Source organism: Corynebacterium zhongnanshanii (assembly GCF_014490575.1).
Lineage (GTDB): Bacteria > Actinomycetota > Actinomycetes > Mycobacteriales > Mycobacteriaceae > Corynebacterium > Corynebacterium zhongnanshanii.
Genome location: NZ_CP061033.1, coordinates 1,387,398 through 1,406,632, shown reverse-complemented (window position 1 = coordinate 1,406,632; position 19,235 = coordinate 1,387,398). Strand labels below are relative to the sequence as shown.

Below are 19,235 nucleotides of genomic sequence, written 5' to 3'. Positions count from 1 at the left end.
AAGGTTGTTCTGTTTCACATGTCTGCCCTGCCACGAATCCCACAGCCCACCGTCACCATCGCAGTGGGTGACGCAGTCGAAGGCAACGAGGTCATCTCCGCCCGCATCGTCGTGGACGACTGTGTAGGAACGGTGGAGCTGCGCCTCGATCAGGCTGGGCAGTCTGTGGAATGGGTGACGGGCGTTCCCGCAGACCCCACTCCCGACCACGACCTGACCGATAGTGCCGAATTCTCCGACGACGGATGGCGCGCCGCTGGTGGCTCGCTGGTGCGTCGTATTTCCACGCAGATTGAAGGCCACCCGGTGCGGGCGAAGAAACATCTCGTGCAGGTGCGCGTCCCGGACACCGCGACAGTCACCAATGTCCAGTCCTTGGTGATAGGCCTGGTGGTGGGCAATCACACCCTCGTGACCTCGCACACCAAGAAGGCGCGTGTTCAGGCCGTCAATATCGTCTTCGAGCACACGGACCCGTCCCGCGTTCAGGCGCTTAGCGAGGCCGCAGCCCACGGCGAACGCCTGGCACAGGCCACGTGCCTGGCACGTGACCTGTCCAATACCCCCAGCAACATTAAAACGCCTGAGTGGCTGGCCAACAAGGCCCTCACCGCGGTGGAGGACATCCCGGGCGTGAAGGTGCGCGTGCGTGATAAGGCGTGGCTGAAGTCCAAGGGCTTCGGTGGAATCCTCGCGGTGGGTGCCGGATCCAAGCACAAGCCCGCGCTGGTGGAGATGGAATGGAACCCGGATAGGGTGGGCCAGCGGCGTCGACGGAAATCGGTTCTGCTGGTCGGCAAGGGCGTGACCTTTGATACTGGAGGTATTTCTCTGAAGCCCGCCGCAGGCATGGGCTCCATGCGCACGGACATGACCGGCGGGGCTAGTGTCCTGGCGGCCTTCCGGGCCTTGGCACAGATGCAGGTGCCGCGCCGGGTGGTGGCGCTGATCCCTATGGCGGAGAACATGGTGGATGGAAAGTCCTATCGCCCCGGTGACGTGGTGGAGCACTACGGTGGCATCACCACCGAGGTGTCCAACACGGACGCCGAGGGCCGGATGCTGCTGGCCGATGCCGTGGCGTATGGCACGAAAAAGTACAAGCCCTCCACTGTGGTGACGCTGGCGACTCTGACGGGCGCGGCCAAGCTGGCCCTGGGCCTGCGTGTGGGTGCTGTATTCGCCCCCAACTGGGGCAAGGGCGTGAAACTTGCCCGACGCGGCGCCGTGGTGGGCGAGCGGTGGTGGCCGATGCCGATGCTGGAGTACCTGGAGGATGCGGTTGATTCCACCGTGGCGGATGTGCACCAAACCCCGAAGGGGCCGGGTGCTGTGACGGCGGCGATGTTCCTGCGACGCTTCACCCGCGGTGTGCCTTTCTACCACCTGGATATCGCGGGCCCCGGCCGCGCTGAGTCCACGTTTGACGAGATCACCCCACTGGGAACCGGATTTGGCGCCCGTACGCTGATAAATTGGTTGTCCCGCTAAGACGCGGTGCCCCCACGTGCGCTACAGTGAATGGCATTGAGCAAAAATAGTGATGATTGGATGGTCTTAAAGCAGTGCTTGCTGATGTGATTGACCTCTTGGCGGATCCCGTAGATGGCACTCCGTTGGCCGCTGGCGATGATCAGTGGCGCACGCTGGTGTCCCCATCTGGGCATAGCTACGACGTTGCTCGTCAGGGTTATGTGACCCTCGCCGGCGGCTCTGGCCTGCGCTACAGCGGTGACGATGCCTCCATGATCGATGCGCGTGAAACCTTCCTCTCTGGCGGCCATTTCGCGCCGTTTGTGGAGGCCGTGTCTCACAACGTAGAGCAGGTTCTGGACGACGCCCAGGTCTCCCAGGACGCCCAGCCCGCCCTGGTGGAGGTCGGCGCCGGCACGGGCTACTACCTGTCGCACGCACTGGACCTGATTGAGGGCTCCCGCGGCATTGGTATCGACGTGTCCACGGCCGCCGCGAAGCGTCTGGCGCACGCGCACCCACGCGTGGGTGCCGTGGTAGCCGATGCGTGGTCGACCTTGCCCATCCGTTCTGGTTCTATCGACGCCATCGCTGTGGTCTTCGCTCCACGCAATGCGGCGGAATTTGCGCGTATCTTGGCCCCGAAGGGGCAGGTGGTTGTCTTGACCGCTGAGGTGGGTCACCTCGCGGAGCTGCGTGAGCCTCTGGGAATCATCGATGTGGAAGAGGGTAAGGTGCAGCGCATGATTGCGCAGGCCTCTGGCCACTTGGTGCCGGTGGGGGAGTCCGAGGTCATCGAGTTCACGATGAAGCTGGATCAGGCGTCCATCGCGGCGCAGATTGGGATGAGCCCGTCGGCTCGGCATATTCACCCTGATGTGCTGCAGGAGCGGATTGCGGCTCTGCCGGAGACGATGGAGGTGACCGCCCGCGCGGCGATCACCCGTTTGGCGAAGGCTGACTCCGCGAACTAAGGCAGAAGCCGCGGACGCCCGCTCGCGTTCGCGGGTTAGTCGTCCTCGCCGGTACCAGCCAGGCGCATCTGCAGCTCCTGTCCATTCGCGGAGAAGGAGCCGATCACTCGGGCGCCGCCGGTGGTAGCGATCTCCATGCCCTTGAGCTTGCGATCTACAGCGATCGTCGCGGTCAGCGTGGTGGCGCCGCCGTCGGCATAGACCTCGCAGAGAGGGCCGTCCACGAAGATGGTGATCGAGTCCGAGTCTGCGTCTGCCAGGGGAGCAGTGCGTGGCTGCTTGCCCGGCACAACGAGCGTGAGCTCCTTATCGGAGTAGGTGACGGTCGCCAGGGTCTGGTCGGCGGAGTTGATGATGTCCACCACCACACTGCCGTTGTGAGCATCCAACTGTGCCGTCCAGATCAGGCCCAGGTTGGAGAAGTTCTTCACTGCACGGGGTGCGCCAATGATGTCCTGGAAGAGCTGACCGTCCGTCAGCGTCAGGTTGCGTGGAGAGCTCAGGCAGTTTGCCCACTGATCATCCTCGGAGGGGTGCGCTCCTACGAGCCCGATCAGGATGGGGGGATCGTTCTGGATGATGCGTGGACGGGTGAAGTCATAGCCGTAGTCCAAGATAGCTAGGGGCTTGTCCGCCTTAAAAGACGCTCCGGTCAAGGTACCGACGATGTATCCGGCTACCTCGCCGTCGGTGGTGCCCACGAGGTTGTCTTGCGTGGGGTAGGTAATAACCACCACGTGCTTGTTATCCCCGGTCTCCGAGTCCGTCATGCGAACGATGCGCGGGGCGAACAGCCTGCCCTGCGGCAGCTCGGCTTCAGGGGAGATCTCCAGCGGGCCGATCACCGTCCAGTCCTGGCGGTTCAAGGAGCGCAGCACGATGATCTCTGCATCGGTGGTGCCGCTCAGCGACAGAGCCAGCATCAACCACGGAGCATCCGGGTCCGAGTCATCGTGGATCACGGACGGGGTGACGAGCTGACCTACAGGGTAGGCGCTGTCGTCTACATTAATGGGGCCCAGACGAGTGACGTGTGGGTCGATGGTGGAGGGGTCGTCGGAGCAGTCCACGGCCTCCTCGAGGTTCTCGATGAGAGCGCGCTGGATAGTGAAGGTGCGTGCGCCTACCTCGTTGTGGGGAACATTGTTACCCTGAAGCTCTGGGTTATTGGTGGTGTCAGCGCCCTGGGTGCTGACGAAGAACAGCTCCACGCTGGTGGAGTGTGTTTCTTCGTGATTGAGGGGGATGGAGGATCCGGCGAGGATGTCGATTTCATCGCCTTCGGGGGAGAGGACATCGTCGCACACATCCCAGCCATAGGACAGTACTGGTGCATATTGGTGCGCCCACCGAGAGCCGCTGGTGGGGCGTGGGCGGAATTGATGGAATACGTGCATTGCGCCGTTGACAATGACGGCACCGGCGGGCGCTTCCAAAACGCCCGTTTCTGCGGTGAGGTGCAACTCTGGACGGTGGGAGGACGAGCTTATATGCATAGTCTCCACTTATACCAGCGTTTGAGCACTGATGGAGGGGGTAATTATTCGGCGACCTTCGTGATGAGAGTCAGGCCGGCACCGAGGGGAAGGCGGCACACGTGAGCGCCTTCTATAGCGCGGATGTCGGCGTCGGCGGTGCGGGCGGCAACGATGTCACGGTCGGTGCGGGAACCATCGGCAACCAGTCCGTCCATCAGGGAATCTAAAAGGATGAGCACACCGCCGGGGCGGAGTGCGGGCAGCGTCGAGTGTGCAGTGGCGGCTAAATCTTCCACGGCGCATTCAGCAATGGCGATGTCGTAATTGTCGTTGGTGAGGCGACTCACCACGTCGAGGGGGCGGCTGGGGAGGAAACGGAAGGCGTTGGAGGGCAGCTTCGCGCTCGAGAAGGCCTCCTTCGCGAGCTGCTGGTGCGTGACATCTGGCTCAATGCACGTCAGGTGTCCCGTGACGGGGGAGCCAGCCATAAATCCTCGGGCCAGCAGCAGACCCAGCACGCCGCTGGCGGGGCTCATAATAATGGCCGACGGCTGGTGCTCGCGTTGGGCGGCCGCAGCTGCTTGGCGGGCGGCGGTGAACTCAAGGAACTCCGCGGTGGCTGCATCGGGGGTGTCTAAACCGAACTCCTCGGCCGCCTCGAGTGCCGCGCCCAGTGCCTGGAGCACCGTGGCGGTGGCTGAGCTGTTGTCGACCGTGGCGTCCTGGCTCTGGCGGGTGGTCTCGATGTACGACAGGAGGGAGTCATAACCAGAAGTCTTTGCTACATTCACATGCCCCACACTAGGGGAGAAATGGTGGTGAAAGCCGCAGGCGTGGGCGTTTTTCTAGACCTTGTTCAAAATATGAAACCCAAGTAAATAGGTGTGACGCGTGGGAAAGGTGGCACGTGGGAGTCGCTGGGGTAAGGTGTGCTGGCATTCACAGCCAATTGCCAGCGAATCGAAAGTGGGCTAGTACATTGGTGCTGAATAATGAGAACCATGACTGCGCCCCTGCTTCCGTACCCCGCCGAGGAGATCCACGCCCAGGAGACCCTGGCTCCGAGCACCGCCGATTTCGACGCCGGGGTGGGCGTACTGCCCAGCTGGGGAGAATTAGTAGCGCAACATGCCGATAGTGTCTATCGTCTCGCGTATCGGCTGACCGGTAATCGCCACGACGCAGAAGACCTCACCCAAGATTGTTTCATGAGGGTGTTCCGTAGCCTGAAGGACTACAAGCCAGGAACCTTCGAAGGATGGCTTCACCGCATCACCACGAACCTTTTCCTCGATATGGTTCGGCGTCGATCTCTCATCAGGATGGAAGCACTTCCCGAGGATTACGACCGCGTGGAATCCCACCGGGCGGGCGAAGTCCAACCCGAAGAGGCATTCGCCATGAACAACCTGGACCCCGCCCTCGAGCAGGCGCTGGACACGCTGACACCTGAGTTCCGCGTGGCCGTGGTGCTGTGTGACGGGCTGGGTATGAGCTACGACGAGATCGCGCGTACACTTGGCGTGAAGATGGGAACAGTTCGATCCCGCATCCACCGCGCTCGTACGCAACTGCGCGCCCAGCTGGAGCAGAGCAGCGAAGGTGGGCTGACCTTCATTGGGGCTGACGGGGCTGACCCCACAGCCTGAAACCCCACAATAAGCAGTAACCCCTGACTCACAACGGCCCTGAACCACCAGGGACACCGTGACGGCGAGCGAAAGGCGACATGGACTATGGACGGTTTATCCATTGAACATCTCTCCCCTGAAGCAATCGCAGCCTTGGTGGACGGGGAACTAACCAGAAAAGCCGAACACCGCGCCAAGATTCACCTGGTTCACTGCAAGGAATGCCGCGACGAGGTCAACACGCAGCGGGAAGCCGCCCAACGGCTGCGGGACAACACCTGCCCCATGAGTGCCTCCGGAACCCTCATCGAGCGCCTCAACGCCATCCCGGCGACCTACCAATCAGAGGCGGGAGAATCCGAACGGGATAAGCACCACAACATCGGAACGGACGGCCGACGCAAGCCGGAAACCCTCCCGGACGCCGTGGATCTTCTCTTGCGGAAGCTCGGAACCCTGCTAAGGTAAACACGTGTTTTCGAATGTTGGTTGGGGAGAAATCCTCGTTCTTCTGATCGTCGCTCTGATTGTTATCGGGCCAGAGAGGCTGCCCGGCGTGATCAAAGAAGTTCGAGCTGTTCTTCTGGCCATTCGTAATGCGGTGGGGCAGGCCCGCCAACAATTGGACAACGAATTTGGCGACGAGATTAAATCCATAGCCGAGCCCCTGAACGAGCTCAATAATGTACGCCGCATGGGGGCGCGAGGATTCATCACCCAGACCCTGTTCGATGGGGACGAGACTTTCCTCACTCCGCTAGATGAAGCGAAAAAGTCCGTGCAATCCACGGTTAACAGCGTGAAGAAGCCGAACCTGAGGGACTTCGCCAAGGGGTCGGCGGGCGTTCCATCCAGCGAGAACAAGGCCGTGCGAGACGTCGAGGTGCCGCCCGGGCCAGAGAGCCAGGACACCCCGGCAGCATCCCCGTCCGCCGACTCCATGACCGCATCACCCGATAAGTGGGACGATGTGATCTAAAAGGTGCGCTGGGCGTCGGTTATTTGCGGGTCACACCCAGGTTCAGGCTCTTGCCCGCCAACGACGAACGACGCAGCGACAGGTGATCGGCGATGCCACCAAAGGCAATGGCAGCCTCGGACTGAGGCTCCGAGATCGCGATCGGGTTACCCAAGTCGCCACCGATGCGCAGGTTCGGATCCAGCGGAATCTGACCGAGCAGCGGCACCTTCGCGCCAGAAATCTGGGTCAGACGATCCGCCACCACTTGGCCGCCGCCGGAACCGAAGATCTCGTTCTTCGAACCATCCGGCATCACCATCCAGCTCATGTTCTCAATCACGCCACCGATGCGTTGGCGGGTCTGCTGTGCAATCGAGCCCGCACGCTCCGCCACCTCAGCGGCCGCGGCCTGAGGAGTGGTCACGATCAGCAACTCCGCATTAGGAACCAGCTGCGCCACGGAAATGGCCACGTCGCCGGTGCCTGGGGGCAGGTCCAGCAGCAGGATGTCCAGGTCGCCCCAGAACACGTCACCCAGGAACTGCTGGATGGCGCGGTGCAGCATCGGGCCACGCCACACAACGGGGGAGTTGTCGCCCACGAAGTGCCCGATGGAGATCATCTTCACACCGTGGGACTGCAACGGCATGATCATCTCATCAACCTGGTGAGGTTTGTCATGAGAACCCATCAGGTGAGGAATGGAGTGGCCGTAGATATCCGCGTCCACGATGCCGACCTTCAAGCCGCGCTTAGCCAAAGAGACCGCCAGGTTCACCGTCACGGAGGACTTGCCCACGCCACCTTTACCGGAGGCGACGGCGTACACGCGGGTGGTGGAATCTGGTTGTGCGAAAGGAATGACGGGATCGGCGGCGTCGCCCCGGACCTTCTTACGGATCTCGCGGCGCTGTTCATCACTCATCACATCCGTGGTGACTGTGACGGACTCCACGCCGGCTACGGACTCCGTGGCCTCGCGGGTCTTCTCCGTCAGATGCGATTTCATAGGACAACCGGCAATGGTCAGATAGATTTCTACGGCAACGTGAGTGCCGTCGATGTCGATAGATTTGACCATTCCCAAGTCCGTAATAGAACGGTTGAGCTCGGGATCCTCTACGCGGGACAGCGCGCTGCGGACAGCGGATTCGGTGATTTCAGCCATAACGACCTCCAGCTTAGTCCTTCATAGGGGAGTGACAAATCTGTTACTGCGAGCTACCTCGCGACCCGCCGTGCTCCTCCTCCGGGCGCAGCGAACTCTCATCGGCGCGATGGTCATCCAGCTTGTCATCGATTCGGGTCAGAAGATCGTTCAAATCCTCCAACTCCTTACGCAGATAATCGCGCGTCACCGTGTCATTCACGGCCAGCCTCAAACCGGCCAACTCGCGCGCCAAGAATTCGGTATCGGCTTTTGTTTCGGCGGCCCGGCGTCGGTCTTCTTCCAGGGACACACGGTCACGGTCATCCTGCCTGTTCTGCGCAAGCAAAATCAACGGCGCGGCATACGCCGCCTGCGTGGAAAACGCCAGATTCAGCAAAATGAACGGATACGGATCCCACGACCAGGCAAAAGCGCCAATATTTAACAGTACCCAGACCACAACAATGATCGTCTGATAGGCAAGATATTTACCCGTGCCCAAAAAACGAGCGATCGATTCAGCGCTCCGCCCAACGGCATCACCGTCTAAATCCACGCTAAAACTACGCTTTTTCGTGGTAGGGGTATCAAGCTTCGTACGCTTTAGATTCTGAGCCATAGGTGGGTGTTCCTTGGAAAGCTAGTTGAAGTGGGTATTAGAGCTGACTCGCCAGTCCTGTTCACGCCAGTCATCCGGCAGGAGGTGGTCAATCAGGTCGTCGACGGACACTGCGCCCAACAGATGGCCGTCCTCATCCACCACCGGACCACAGACAAGATTATAGGTGGCAAAATAACGCGCCGCGGTCTCTTGGGAATCTTCCGCAAACAACGCAGGCAATTCCAGATCCAGGATCCCGCCCACCAGGGAGGACGGCGGCTCACGCAGAAGCTTCTGCAGATGCACACAGCCCAAGTACTTGCCGGTCGGGGTGGCCTGCGGAGGGCGCGCCACAAACACCAGGGAGCTCAAAGAGGTAGGCAGCTCCGGGTTACGGGCATGCGCCAGGGCCTCGGCCACGGTCGCCTGGGGCGTGAGGATGATCGGCTCAGGGGTCATGATCGCACCCACCGTCTCCGGGGAGAAATCCATCAGGCGGCGCACCGGGGCGGATTCCTCAGGGTCCATCAATTCCAGCAGGACATCGGACTGTTCATCGGGGAGTTCTGCCAGGACGTCGGCGGCGTCGTCCGGGTCCATTTCCTCCAGCACGTCCGCGGCGCGTTCCAAATTCAGGTGGCTTAAGATTTCGGCCTGATCATCGTCGGGCATTTCCGCGAGCATATCGGCCAGCAGCTCATCATCCAGCTCCCTGGCGATATCGAAACGGCGGCTCTGGGGGAGATCCAGCAGTGCATTCGCGGCGTCCGCTTTGCGCAGATTCTTAAAGGAGGCAATAACCTCCGCATTAAGGTCCACCGCGCCCGTTCCGCCGGCGTGCAAGCCATGGACGTGATTAAAAGGAAGAATAGTTACGCTATTACGCCGGCCCAGCCGCCCGCGCTGAATCACCGCCACCGAACGAATCTCCCATTCGCGATTACGCGTGCGCGCGATTTCCACGTCCGTAATCTCCAAGGCCTTTCCGTGCAGCTCTTCATGCTCCGGATCGTCTGTGTGAATCTTCGCACCCACCAGATCGTCGTGGAGGCTCAACTCACCCGCGCGGGACTTAAACGGGCGCAGGTTGATGTTGGAGGACACGCTGGTGACGTCGGACTCCGTGATCGCGGAAATGCGGCCCATCGGCAGGAAAATCCTGCGCTTGCCCGCAACCTCCACCACCATGCCCAGCACGGTGCCCCGTTTGTCGTGGATCGTGATGACCACGTCGCGGATACGGCCCACGGATTCTCCGTCGGGGCCTATCAACACCATTCCCGCTAATCGTCCGGCAAACACGCGAAGATTGTTCATAACTGACCATGATACGGTTTGGCCGCTCCAGTCTCTAACTTGCGCGAGCCTGTAGAATCTTCGACATGAGATTTCTTGCCCGCCTTGTCGCAGGTGGTCTAGTGGTGTTCGCCGTGGTGCTGTACCTGATTGCCAATCCGGCGTGGGTGGCCCATGCCATCGGTGCGGCCGTGGCGCTGCTGGCCATTGGCATCGACGGGCTGTCGCGCCGCCAGGGCCGTGCCAGCTGGGTCTGGAATCTGCTGGCGGTTGTGGCGTTTGTGGGCGTGTACTGGGCGGTGTGGCTATGAGTAAACCGATGCGGCAGCGGCGTGCGCAGCCTATCCGACGCGTGGGGGCCGCGTTGTGCGCTGCGATGACTGTGTTCGGGGCGACCTCGTGCAGCCTGTTCGACGCCGAACCTCCCTTGGTCATTGGCGTCACGACGGAGAGCCCGGCGTCGGGTATGACGGACGCGCACGCGCGTGACCTGGCGGCGTACTACGGGTATTGGCTGAGCGAGCGCAAGATGAGGGAACGCGACGAGGCCCGCGCGGTGGAGGAGGTTCCCGTGCGGGCGGAGGATCGCTGGGAGGCGGTGCGCTCTGGGCAAGTGGATCTGGTGTTTGGGTGTACCGGCGAGCTGCTGGATAGTCTTGATGCGCATAAGGCTCAATTGTTGAGGAAACTTTATGCGGAGCAGGAGAATCCGGATCCAACGGAATGGCGAGATATTTCCAACACCACGTTGCTGTCTACTCTGCCCGCGGAATTGGCGGCGAGTATTCCGGGGGAGGCGCATGGTTGTGCGGATGATTCTTTGCCGCAAAATCTGATTGCGGTATATGCCAAGGGACTTATGAGCCGAGAGCAGCGTGTGGCTGTGAATAATGCGACGGCGGGTATGGATTTTGACCGGTCGATGACGAGTTTGCTGAATAGCTAAGCGGCTATTGGGTCTTCACTATTGCATAGCGACTTAACTTAGCCTAACGTAAGTCGTGTTGGTAATGGTTGTGAGATCGAGTGTAGTCAGACTGAGCGCAATCAGACTGAGTACATTGAAACTGAGCGCAGTGAAAGAAGGCCAGGCATATGGCAGAGCAGAGAAAATCTTATAGAAGAACCGTGGGCAAATGTCTACTTATTGCATCACTGGCAGCGATGTTTCTGTGCGTCGCATACCAGGATAAGGCTTGGGTTCACGAACACTATCAAACTGTTGTGTGGGTGTCTTTGCCGCTAGGCTTTGTGGGGGTTGGCTTAATGGCGGAGCGTAAAGGTTTGAGATTTGTGTGTGCCGCTGTGACCGCCATCGTTGTTGTGGTGGGTTCACTGTCGCTGATCAGTGCGTAGGTTGTCGCACGGGTTGTAAAGGGTCTGGCTGCTTCTTCTGCGGCTAGCCCCGCGCTCTCCACAACAAAAAGTTCGCTCAAAACGCCAGATGTGGGGTCACATCTGGCGTTTTGAGCGAACAATTTGTACAGGGGAGGGGTTAGCTATTCGAAGGCTTCCTCCAGCAGCTGCTTCTGCTCCAGCTGGTGAACCTTTGCCACACCCGTAGCCGTGGAGGACTGAGCGCGGCGGGACACACGCTTCATCTGCAGACCCTCGATGTGCTCAGGGAGGTTCAGAGCCAAGAATGGCCATGGGCCCTGGTTTGCCGGCTCGTCCTGTACCCAACGCACTTCGGCGTTCGGGTAGTTTGCCAGCGTCTCCTTGATGCGGTTAAACGGAATCGGGTGGAGCATCTCCACACGGACGATGGCCACATCGTCGCGCTCATCCGCAGCGCGCTTCTTCTCCAGATCCCAATAGATCTTTCCGGAGCACATCAGGACAGTCTTGATGTCCTTGTTCTCGCCGTTCTGGTTCGGATCGTCGATCACGGACTTGAACTTCTTGACCTCCGTGAAGTCCTCGATGGAGGACACTGCGGCCTTGTTGCGCAGCATGGACTTCGGGGTGAAGACCACCAGTGGGCGCTTCAGGGAGCCCAACGCGTGGCGGCGCAGCAGGTGGAAGTAGTTCGCTGGGGTGGATGGCTGGGCGATCGTCCAGGAGCCCTCCGCGGACATCTGCAGGAAGCGCTCGATGCGTGCAGAGGAGTGGTCCGGTCCCTGGCCCTCGTAGCCGTGTGGCAACAGCAGCACCAGGCTGGAGATCTGGCCCCACTTGGCTTCACCGGAGGAGACGTATTCGTCGATGACGGTCTGTGCACCATTGGCGAAGTCACCGAACTGTGCTTCCCAGGCCACCAGGGCGTCCTTGTTACCCACGGAGTAGCCGTACTCGAAGCCCATGCCCGCGTACTCGGTGAGGGCGGAGTTGTAGGCCGCGAACTTACCGCCGTTGCCAGCCTCCTCGGCCAGCACCTCCAGTGGGGAGTAGCGGTCGTGATCCTCGTGGTCGAACAGCACAGCGTGGCGCTGCGTGAAGGTTCCGCGCAGGGAATCCTCACCCGCCAGGCGAACAGTCTTTCCGCCTTCCACCAGGGAGCCAAAGGCCAGGAGCTCTGCGAAGCCCCAGTCGATGTTGCCCTTGCGAGACATGTCGTGGCGGCGCTTGATCACAGGAGCCACACGTGGGTGCGGCTTGAAGTAATCAGGTACCTCGTAGAACAGGTCGCCGATCTTTTCGATCAGCTCGCGGTTGATGTTGGTCTCCAAACCGTGTGGCAGCTCCTGGGAGCTGGTGATACCACTCTGTTCCTTCGGCTTAGCTCCCTTCTCTGCCTCACGGACCTGGTTAAAGACGGTCTCCAGCTGCTCGTGGAAGTCTCGCTGCACGCGCTCGGCGTCGTCCTCGGACAGGTCTCCACGGCCGATCAGCGTCTCCGTGTACTGGGCGCGGGAGGACTGCTGCTCGTTGATGATGTTGTACATCAGCGGCTGGGTCATGGATGGGTCGTCGGCTTCGTTGTGGCCGCGGCGACGGTAGGCGATCAGGTCGATGAAGACGTCCTTGCCGTAGCGGTTGCGGTAGTCCACAGCCAGGCGTGCAACCCACACACAAGCCTCAGGGTCGTCACCGTTGACGTGGAAGACAGGGCAGTCGAAGCCCTTGGCCAGGTCGGTGGAGTAGTGGGTGGAGCGGCCGGCGTCCGGCGTGGTGGTGAAGCCAATCTGGTTGTTCACCACGATGTGGACGGTGCCGCCCACGTCGTAGGCGTCCAGCTTGTAGAGGTTGATGGTTTCCTGGACGATGCCCAGGCCGGCGAAGGCGGCGTCTCCGTGCAGCAGCAGCGGCATGACCGTGTTGTTCCGGGCGATCTTGTCCGCCTTGGCGCGGGCAATACCCTCCATCACAGGGTTCACCGCTTCAAGGTGGGATGGGTTTGCTGCCAGGTAGACATCAATTTCGCCATCGCCGAACATCTGGTCGTAGTGGCCGGTCGCACCCAAGTGGTACTTCACGTCACCGGAGCCACCTGCGGCGGCAGGGTCGATGTTTCCTTCGAACTCGGTGAAGATCTTGGAGTACGGCTTGCCCACGATGTTGGCCAGCACGTTCAGGCGGCCGCGGTGTGGCATACCGATCACAACCTCGTCCAGGTTCGCGCCGGCGGCCTGGTCGATAGCGGCATCCATCATCGGGATCAGGGTCTCTGCGCCCTCCAGGGAGAAGCGCTTCTGTCCCACGTACTTGGTCTGCAGGAAGTTCTCGAAGGCCTCCGCGGAGTTCAGCTTCTGCAGGATGAACTTCTGCTCAGCCGGGCTGTAGGTCTGCTGGCCGGCTTCGATGCGGTTCTGGAGCCATTGGCGTTCCTCGGCGTCCAGGATGTGCGCGTATTCGCTACCGACCTTCAGGGTGTAGGACTTGCGCAGCGTGGCGAGCACCTCGCGCAGGGTCATGGTCTCGCGGCCGGCGAAGCCACCGACGTTGAAGGTGCGGTCATAATCCCACAGGGTCAGGCCGTGGGTCTCGATCTGCAGGTCCTTGTGGGACGGCTGCGGGAGACCCGGCTGGGTCCAGTGCAGTGGGTTGGTGTTCGCGATCAGGTGTCCGCGGGAGCGGTACGCCTCGATCAGCTGCATCACGCGGGTGGACTTGTCCACACCGATGTTGGGGACGTCCTGGGTCCATCGCACAGGGGCGTAAGGAACGCGCAGGGCTTCGAAGATTTCATCCCAGAAGTCATCGTTGATGAGCAGGCGGCTCATGGTGCGCAGGAACTCGCCGGACTCCGCGCCCTGGATGATGCGGTGGTCGTAGGTGGAGGTGATGGTCACCAGCTTGCCGATGCCCATCTCGCCCAAACGGTCCTCGGAAGCACCGGCGAACTCGGCAGGGTAATCCATGGAGCCCACCCCGATGATCGCGCCCTGGCCCTTGGTCAGGCGTGGCACAGAGTGGCGGGTTCCGATGCCGCCGGGGTTGGTGAGGGAGATGGTGACTCCGGAGAAGTCATCCATGGTGAGCTTGCCTTCTCGGCCGCGGCGTACGACGTCCTCGTACTTCTCCACGAATTCGCTAAAGGACAGGCTTTCTGCTTCCTTAATGGCGGCCACAACCAGGGAACGGGATCCGTTCTTGGCGGTCATGTCGATGGCCAGGCCAAGGTTGATGTGCTCTGGGGTGACCAGGGTGGGCTTGCCGTCGACGACCTCGTAGGCGTTGTTCATGTCTGGGTGAGCCATGACTGCCTTGACCAGAGCGAAGCCGATGATGTGGGTAAAGCTAATCTTGCCGCCGCCGCGCGCGGTGAGCGTCTCGTTGAGCATCGCGCGGTTTTCGAACATGAGCTTGGCGGGCATGTCGCGCACGGACGTGGCGGTGGGGATCTCCAGGGAGGCGTCCATGTTCTTCACCACGGCCTTCGCGGAGCCCTTAATAGCCTTCTTACCTGGCTCCGGCGCCTCAACTGGCCCCTTCGGCGCCGGTGGGACAACGCGGGAAGGGATCGCGGGGGACGCGCTAAATTGGGCGGCCGAGGCGTCGTTGGATGCCTTGGCTTCCTTCTTGGTTTGCCCTGCGCTGGATCCTGCGCCCGTCGCAGTGGAGCGGGATTGGGTCTGTGCCGAGGCAGCGTTGGTTGGTGCCGCCTGTGTTGCGCCTTGTGCGTTGTTGTGGGAAGGCGTTGAGGCAGCGTTGTTCGCTGCCGATGCGCTAGACACACCGTCCTGTGGGTTCTGTGCGAAATAGTCGCGCCATTCCGCGTCCACGGACTGTGGGTCCTGCTTGTATTGCTGGTACATCTGGTCTACCAGCCATTCGTTTTGGCCGAAATTCACACTGCTCACAGCAGGTCCTCGCCTCTTTCTTCAATGACTACAGTCTTGGTTGCCCACCCTACCACTGTGATGGGGTGGTCTTCCGTGGGCGAAAATCTCACTTGTCTGGCGTGGCGTGCGCGGCGTCCCACAGGCGTTTGTACTGGCCACCTCTGGAAATGAGCTGGTCGTGGCTTCCTTGTTCCACGATTCTTCCGTGGTCCATGACCAGGATGGTGTCCGCGCGTGCTGCGGTGCGGAGCCGGTGGGCGATGATGATGGTGGTGCGGCCTGTGCTTGCCCGTGTGATGGCGTCCACGATCTGCTGTTCTTCACTGTCTTCGATGAGTGCAGTGGCCTCGTCGAGCAGCATTATCGCAGGTGTAAGCAGTTCTGCCCGTGCCAGCGCGATGATGTGTTTCTGGCCTGCGGACAGCCCGCGGCCGCCTTCACCGACGTGCCCGTCGAGGCCTCCGGGGATGGTGGCGAGGATGTGTTCGCCGTTGATTCTGCGGATGGCGTTCATGATGTCCGTGTGGGTTGCGTCATGTTGGCTAAACGCTATGTTGCTTCTCACAGATCCCACAAATAGGTGTGGTTCTTGGGGCACTGTGCCCACATGTGTGCGCCACTGACTTAAGGAAATGTTTCTAAGGTTACAACCATTGACGGTGATGATGCCGTGTGTCGGGTCGATGAGACGGTTGACCATGCGGATGATGGTGCTCTTACCCGCCCCTGTGTGGCCGACGATCGCCGTGGTGCCGCGGAACTCGTGGTCGATGTCGATTAATGGAATATCCGACGCCGAGCCTGCGTCCCCACGCGGATAGTCAAAAGTCACGCCGTTGAATCGGATGGTTGGCGGGCGCCCGCCGAGATCTGGCAGGGGGTCGCTCCCGGAGACGATCGTTGGCTGCTCGGCGAGGAAGCTGTTGATCCGGGTCCAGCTGACTCGTGCTTGCTGGTAGCTATCGAAGACGTGCGAGAGCTGTTGGATGGGGCTGAAGAACAGGGAGAGGTAGAGGCTAAACGCCACCAGCGTTCCAGGGGAGACGTTGTGTGACGCGCCCACGGCCAGGACGGTGGCCTGCGCGATGTAGGTGATGGTGTTGAGCGTGGGGAAGTAGAGGGAGACCGCGGCTTGACTTCGGGTGCGTCGGGTGACGTAGTCGCGGGATTGCTTCTCCAGAGTGTTCTGCAGGGCGGGACCATAGTGGTAGGCCTGGCTGGTGGTGAGCCCCATGAGCGCTTCCTGAAAGACGGCGTTGACATGGGAGATTTGGTTCCGAGCGCGCGTGTAGAGCGTACGGGATACGCGCCGGAAGATGATGGTGATGCCGATGATGAGCGGCAGGAAGGCCGCCACGGCGGCACTGAGAGTGGCGTCCGTGGCCAGGAGCATGCCGAAAATGCCGAGCAGCATGGTGGTGGAGACGATGGCCTGGGACAGGCCGGACTGCAAAAACGTGCTTAAGGACTCGATGTCGGTGGTCAACCGTGTCATGATGCGGCCGGAGGCCTGACGATGAAACCACAGCAGATCCATGCGGGTCAGATGCGCGAACATGCGTTGTCTCAGGGCGAAGAGCAGCTTTTCTCCGGTGATGCTGGTGAGCAGCGTGTTGGCGATGGCCGCGATCCAGGAGAACACCACCACGGCCAAGGCGACTGCCGCGGTAACCCAGAGGACCTGTTCGTGCTGGTGCTGCACTCCCGTGTCCAGGGCGTGACGGATGAAGGTGGGAAGGCTAATGTCCGCCAGTGCGGTGGCCAGGAGCGTGAACGCGACCGCCACGATGAACCCGGGAGCGAGCCCGAGCAGAGTCCGCATCGGCACCGGCCCGGTGGACTCCCTTCCCGGAAGGTGGGGAACACCCATAGTCTGTATCCAGCGGGGCACTTCCGGATCTTCTGCGCGCTGTTCGGCAGTGGCACTCGAGGCACGTTTGTCAGAAGCGCGGGTTGCCTCGGACGTACCGCCACCCGGCGCGTTCGGGAGATCCAGGAACTGGTCGGGATGGCGGAAGCCACCGTCGGCACGGTGGCTGATCGCCACCACAGTGACCTGGTTCTGCTCGGTAGCGCTGCTCAAACGAGACAGTATTATTTCTTCGGTGGAGTGGTCGAGCGCAGAGGTGGCGTCGTCGAAAATAATCATCGACGGGCGGCGCAGAACGGCGCGGGCGATGGCGATACGTTGGCGCTGGCCGCCAGATAAGGTCACGCCGCGCTCGCCCACGATCGTGTCCAGGCCACCCAGTTCGTCGATGAAGTCGGTGGCGCAGGCGATGTCGGTGGCGCGGCGGATCTCCTGGTCGATGGTGCAGGGATCATGGGGGAGGCCCAGCAGGATGTTGTCCCGGATGCTGGCGGAGAAGAGGAAAGGCTCGTCCATGACGATGACGGGCCGATGGTCCTCCCGGATGTCTAACAGCGGACCGAACTGCGTGTTGAGAGTGGATGCAGTCTTGCTGTTGAGCCCCGCCAGCGCGTGCGCCAGGCGCGTCTTCCCGCTGGCCACGGAGCCGCGGACGATGGTAGTGGAGCCCGCGGGGATGTTGATGGGGACGCGGGCGTGGCCCAAGTCCACCGTGCCCGTGATGCTGAGCGCCTCCGACGGGATGATGGAGCCCGTGGGGCGCGGGGGAGCGTCGATGACCTCCAGCACACGGTCCACGCTGGCCTGGGTGGTGTGCAGGTTCACCACCATCGAGGCGCACTGGCGTGCCAAGCGCGACAGCATGGTGATGTAGGTGGCCACAGATAAGAACTCGCCCAGGGAGATCACGCCATGGAGGGCCAGCCAGCCGCCCACGGCGATGGTGGCGACCAGCGCCACATTGGGAACCGCAGCCAGCGCCGGCTGAAAACGCGCGTTGATCGCAGCAAGATGCACGTTGAGGGACAACAGCGCCCGGGTCAGGCGATCGTAACGCGTTGCGTGTCGGCCTTCTTGCGCGAAGCTTTTGACCACCTGGATGCCCGTGACGGTCTGCTCCACATGCGTGGCCACCGTCGCCGCTTGTTCGCGCACGCGCGCGGTCGGCTGATAGAGATCCGTGCGCGAGCGCTTCCCGATCCAGATCAGCAGCGGCGCAAAGATAAGGATAAGAAGCGCAATCGGTGGCGAGATCCACAGCACTACCACCGTGATCAGGGTGAGCTCCACCACGCTATTGAGCAGGAGGGGAAGCATGGCGGTCGTCACCTGGATCGCGTTGAGATCGGAGATCGACCGGGACACCACATGACCCGTCCCGGAGGACGCCGCGCGCTGTTCATCCACGCTGTGCACGGCACGGAACAGCTGGCTGCGTATGCGGTGCTGTGTATGAAAGGAGAACACGCCAGACAAAAATCGCCGGCTGGCTTGCAACGCAAAGCGAGCCAGAGCCGCGCCGATGAGCAAGGGGATCGCCGCGTGGGAACCGTCCAGGCTCGCGCCCATCAGCAGCGGAAGCGCCACATCCACGAACGGCAGTAGCACAGTAAACACCACAATGGACGCGAGAGTCCAGCGATTGCGCGGGGCGAATCGTCTGAGAACTGTGAGCATGGAGGACGTGGGGTGTGATGCGGGACGCTTAGGCGTCGTTGTTCGATCCCGCGATGGCACGCTGGGCTTCCGGAGAATTAATAAACCCGTGCACGTGCTTAATCATTTCCTTTGCGATCGCCCGATTCGCGCTAGCGCCCAGAACAACACCGACGCCCAGCGGTAGGACCTTGCGGAACATGGACTTCTTGAGGCGCTTGCGTAGCTGACGGAAGGCCATGCGGCCCAAAATGGAGTTGGCCTTCATGAGCTGAGGCCTGGAGGATCGGCGAAGGTCCCGGAGGGACTTCACGGAGCTTAGCGCGCCCTCTTGGGTGAGGGCGGCAACGATCTCCTTATCGTTGGCGCCGTAGACAGCCAGGAACACGATGGTGCGGCGGATCTCTTCGTCGCTGGTGTCCATGCCGTGCAGCTCGGCGCTGGCGATCGCGTAGGCAGCGCAGGCTTCCAGCAGGAGGACGGCCTCGCCGGCGATGCCGGCCAGAGACAGCGCGGTGCCGATGCCGGGGAACGCGGCCACGGAGCCCGTACCCGCACCCGTGGTGGTGGCGGCCATCAGGAATTGCTTATCCAGCTGCTCCTGTTGTTCGGCGAGGGACTTATCGGGGTGCTTGTCCTTGATGCGCTGAACATAGGAGGAGATCGCGGGACCTTGGACCTTCACCACCCGGTCGATGGTACTGAAGAACATCCGAGCGACCTTGTCCTTCGGGTAGTTCTTGTTGTCGGGGTCGATCGGATCCTGTGCGGAGGTCGTCGAGTCCTTGGTGTCTGGGTTGTTGTCCGCATTCTTACGGTTCTTGCCAAAGAGGGCCATGCATTCTCTCCTCATGAAGGGGTTCTACGTCATTGTACGGATTCTTGGCACACAAGCGGGCGCGCTGCAGCGGCCTGGGCGC

At 61.4% G+C, this 19,235-nt stretch carries 15 protein-coding genes and 1 pseudogene; 8 read left to right on the top strand and 8 right to left on the bottom strand.

Features of this window, described 5'->3' with window-relative positions; genetic code table 11:
- The first annotated feature begins 18 nt into the window (after positions 1–18).
- Together IAU67_RS06275 and IAU67_RS06270 are read left to right on the top strand one after the other, a co-directional pair.
- Positions 19–1,491: a leucyl aminopeptidase family protein gene (locus tag IAU67_RS06275; protein WP_151841844.1), complete on the top strand. Its 1,473-nt coding sequence runs from the start codon at positions 19–21 to the stop codon at positions 1,489–1,491.
- Positions 1,492–1,565: 74 nt separating this feature from the next.
- Positions 1,566–2,447 (top strand): methyltransferase domain-containing protein, encoded by an 882-nt coding sequence (locus IAU67_RS06270; RefSeq protein WP_151842410.1) that lies wholly within the window; start codon positions 1,566–1,568, stop codon positions 2,445–2,447.
- 35 nt (positions 2,448–2,482) lie between these two features.
- On the opposite strand, the gene IAU67_RS06265 is transcribed toward IAU67_RS06270, so the two are convergent.
- Together IAU67_RS06265 and IAU67_RS06260 are read right to left on the bottom strand one after the other, a co-directional pair.
- Positions 2,483–3,943 (bottom strand): GH32 C-terminal domain-containing protein, encoded by a 1,461-nt coding sequence (locus IAU67_RS06265; RefSeq protein ID WP_225723461.1) that lies wholly within the window; start codon positions 3,941–3,943, stop codon positions 2,483–2,485.
- Between the two features lie 44 nt (positions 3,944–3,987).
- Entirely contained in the window at positions 3,988–4,716 is a 729-nt protein-coding gene (locus IAU67_RS06260; protein WP_225723460.1) for an O-methyltransferase, read from the bottom strand.
- A 201-nt stretch (positions 4,717–4,917) separates the two neighbouring features.
- Between IAU67_RS06260 and sigE the strand changes: the two genes are divergently transcribed.
- The 3 genes and pseudogenes from sigE to tatB form a co-directional block, all read left to right on the top strand.
- The gene (sigE, locus tag IAU67_RS06255; RefSeq protein WP_151841843.1) at positions 4,918–5,574 is read left to right on the top strand and encodes an RNA polymerase sigma factor SigE; all 657 of its coding nucleotides are present in this window, start codon (positions 4,918–4,920) and stop codon (positions 5,572–5,574) included.
- An 87-nt stretch (positions 5,575–5,661) separates the two neighbouring features.
- Positions 5,662–6,024 carry a zf-HC2 domain-containing protein gene (locus IAU67_RS06250; protein WP_151841842.1) on the top strand — a complete coding sequence of 121 codons (363 nt, stop codon included), beginning with the start codon at positions 5,662–5,664 and terminating at the stop codon, positions 6,022–6,024.
- Between the two features lie 4 nt (positions 6,025–6,028).
- Positions 6,029–6,415 (top strand): annotated as a pseudogene (gene tatB / locus IAU67_RS06245) (Sec-independent protein translocase protein TatB); the annotation flags it as partial.
- Between the two features lie 139 nt (positions 6,416–6,554).
- Here the strand turns inward: tatB and IAU67_RS06240 are convergent.
- Genes IAU67_RS06240 through IAU67_RS06230 form a run of 3 tightly spaced genes read right to left on the bottom strand, consistent with a single transcriptional unit; the run spans position 6,555 to position 9,585 of the window.
- Positions 6,555–7,685 (bottom strand): Mrp/NBP35 family ATP-binding protein, encoded by a 1,131-nt coding sequence (locus IAU67_RS06240; RefSeq protein ID WP_151841840.1) that lies wholly within the window; start codon positions 7,683–7,685, stop codon positions 6,555–6,557.
- A 43-nt stretch (positions 7,686–7,728) separates the two neighbouring features.
- Positions 7,729–8,286 carry a DUF1003 domain-containing protein gene (locus tag IAU67_RS06235; protein WP_151841839.1) on the bottom strand — a complete coding sequence of 186 codons (558 nt, stop codon included), beginning with the start codon at positions 8,284–8,286 and terminating at the stop codon, positions 7,729–7,731.
- Positions 8,287–8,307: 21 nt separating this feature from the next.
- Positions 8,308–9,585: a magnesium transporter MgtE N-terminal domain-containing protein gene (locus IAU67_RS06230; RefSeq protein ID WP_151841838.1), complete on the bottom strand. Its 1,278-nt coding sequence runs from the start codon at positions 9,583–9,585 to the stop codon at positions 8,308–8,310.
- A gap of 65 nt (positions 9,586–9,650) precedes the next feature.
- Between IAU67_RS06230 and IAU67_RS06225 the strand changes: the two genes are divergently transcribed.
- The 3 genes from IAU67_RS06225 (at position 9,651) to IAU67_RS06215 (ending at position 10,920) form a co-directional block, all read left to right on the top strand.
- Positions 9,651–9,875, top strand: a complete 225-nt coding sequence (locus IAU67_RS06225; RefSeq protein WP_151841837.1) for a hypothetical protein — start codon at positions 9,651–9,653, stop codon at positions 9,873–9,875.
- Complete coding sequence (locus tag IAU67_RS06220; RefSeq protein ID WP_151841836.1) at positions 9,872–10,510, top strand: hypothetical protein; 639 nt, start codon at positions 9,872–9,874, stop codon at positions 10,508–10,510. The genes IAU67_RS06225 and IAU67_RS06220 overlap by 4 nt, the downstream gene beginning before the upstream one ends.
- A gap of 149 nt (positions 10,511–10,659) precedes the next feature.
- Positions 10,660–10,920: a hypothetical protein gene (locus IAU67_RS06215; RefSeq protein WP_151841835.1), complete on the top strand. Its 261-nt coding sequence runs from the start codon at positions 10,660–10,662 to the stop codon at positions 10,918–10,920.
- A gap of 143 nt (positions 10,921–11,063) precedes the next feature.
- On the opposite strand, the gene IAU67_RS06210 is transcribed toward IAU67_RS06215, so the two are convergent.
- From IAU67_RS06210 to IAU67_RS06200, 3 genes are all read right to left on the bottom strand, one after another.
- Entirely contained in the window at positions 11,064–14,807 is a 3,744-nt protein-coding gene (locus IAU67_RS06210) for a multifunctional oxoglutarate decarboxylase/oxoglutarate dehydrogenase thiamine pyrophosphate-binding subunit/dihydrolipoyllysine-residue succinyltransferase subunit (RefSeq protein ID WP_151841834.1), read from the bottom strand.
- 88 nt (positions 14,808–14,895) lie between these two features.
- Entirely contained in the window at positions 14,896–18,276 is a 3,381-nt protein-coding gene (locus IAU67_RS06205) for an ABC transporter ATP-binding protein (RefSeq protein ID WP_225723459.1), read from the bottom strand.
- An 88-nt stretch (positions 18,277–18,364) separates the two neighbouring features.
- Entirely contained in the window at positions 18,365–19,153 is a 789-nt protein-coding gene (locus tag IAU67_RS06200; RefSeq protein ID WP_151841832.1) for a hypothetical protein, read from the bottom strand.
- Between the last annotated feature and the right edge of the window lie 82 nt (positions 19,154–19,235).

Excerpts from the sequence above, each read along its gene's own strand:
- IAU67_RS06275 (WP_151841844.1), top strand. The coding sequence starts at position 19 with ATGTCTGCCCTGCCACGAATCCCACAGCCCACCGTCACCATCGCAGTG.
- IAU67_RS06265 (WP_225723461.1), bottom strand. The coding sequence starts at position 3,943 with ATGCATATAAGCTCGTCCTCCCACCGTCCAGAGTTGCACCTCACCGCA.
- sigE (WP_151841843.1), top strand. The coding sequence starts at position 4,918 with ATGAGAACCATGACTGCGCCCCTGCTTCCGTACCCCGCCGAGGAGATC.
- IAU67_RS06250 (WP_151841842.1), top strand. The coding sequence starts at position 5,662 with ATGGACGGTTTATCCATTGAACATCTCTCCCCTGAAGCAATCGCAGCC.
- IAU67_RS06240 (WP_151841840.1), bottom strand. The coding sequence starts at position 7,685 with ATGGCTGAAATCACCGAATCCGCTGTCCGCAGCGCGCTGTCCCGCGTA.
- IAU67_RS06235 (WP_151841839.1), bottom strand. The coding sequence starts at position 8,286 with ATGGCTCAGAATCTAAAGCGTACGAAGCTTGATACCCCTACCACGAAA.
- IAU67_RS06230 (WP_151841838.1), bottom strand. The coding sequence starts at position 9,585 with ATGAACAATCTTCGCGTGTTTGCCGGACGATTAGCGGGAATGGTGTTG.
- IAU67_RS06225 (WP_151841837.1), top strand. The coding sequence starts at position 9,651 with ATGAGATTTCTTGCCCGCCTTGTCGCAGGTGGTCTAGTGGTGTTCGCC.
- IAU67_RS06220 (WP_151841836.1), top strand. The coding sequence starts at position 9,872 with ATGAGTAAACCGATGCGGCAGCGGCGTGCGCAGCCTATCCGACGCGTG.
- IAU67_RS06215 (WP_151841835.1), top strand. The coding sequence starts at position 10,660 with ATGGCAGAGCAGAGAAAATCTTATAGAAGAACCGTGGGCAAATGTCTA.
- IAU67_RS06200 (WP_151841832.1), bottom strand. The coding sequence starts at position 19,153 with ATGGCCCTCTTTGGCAAGAACCGTAAGAATGCGGACAACAACCCAGAC.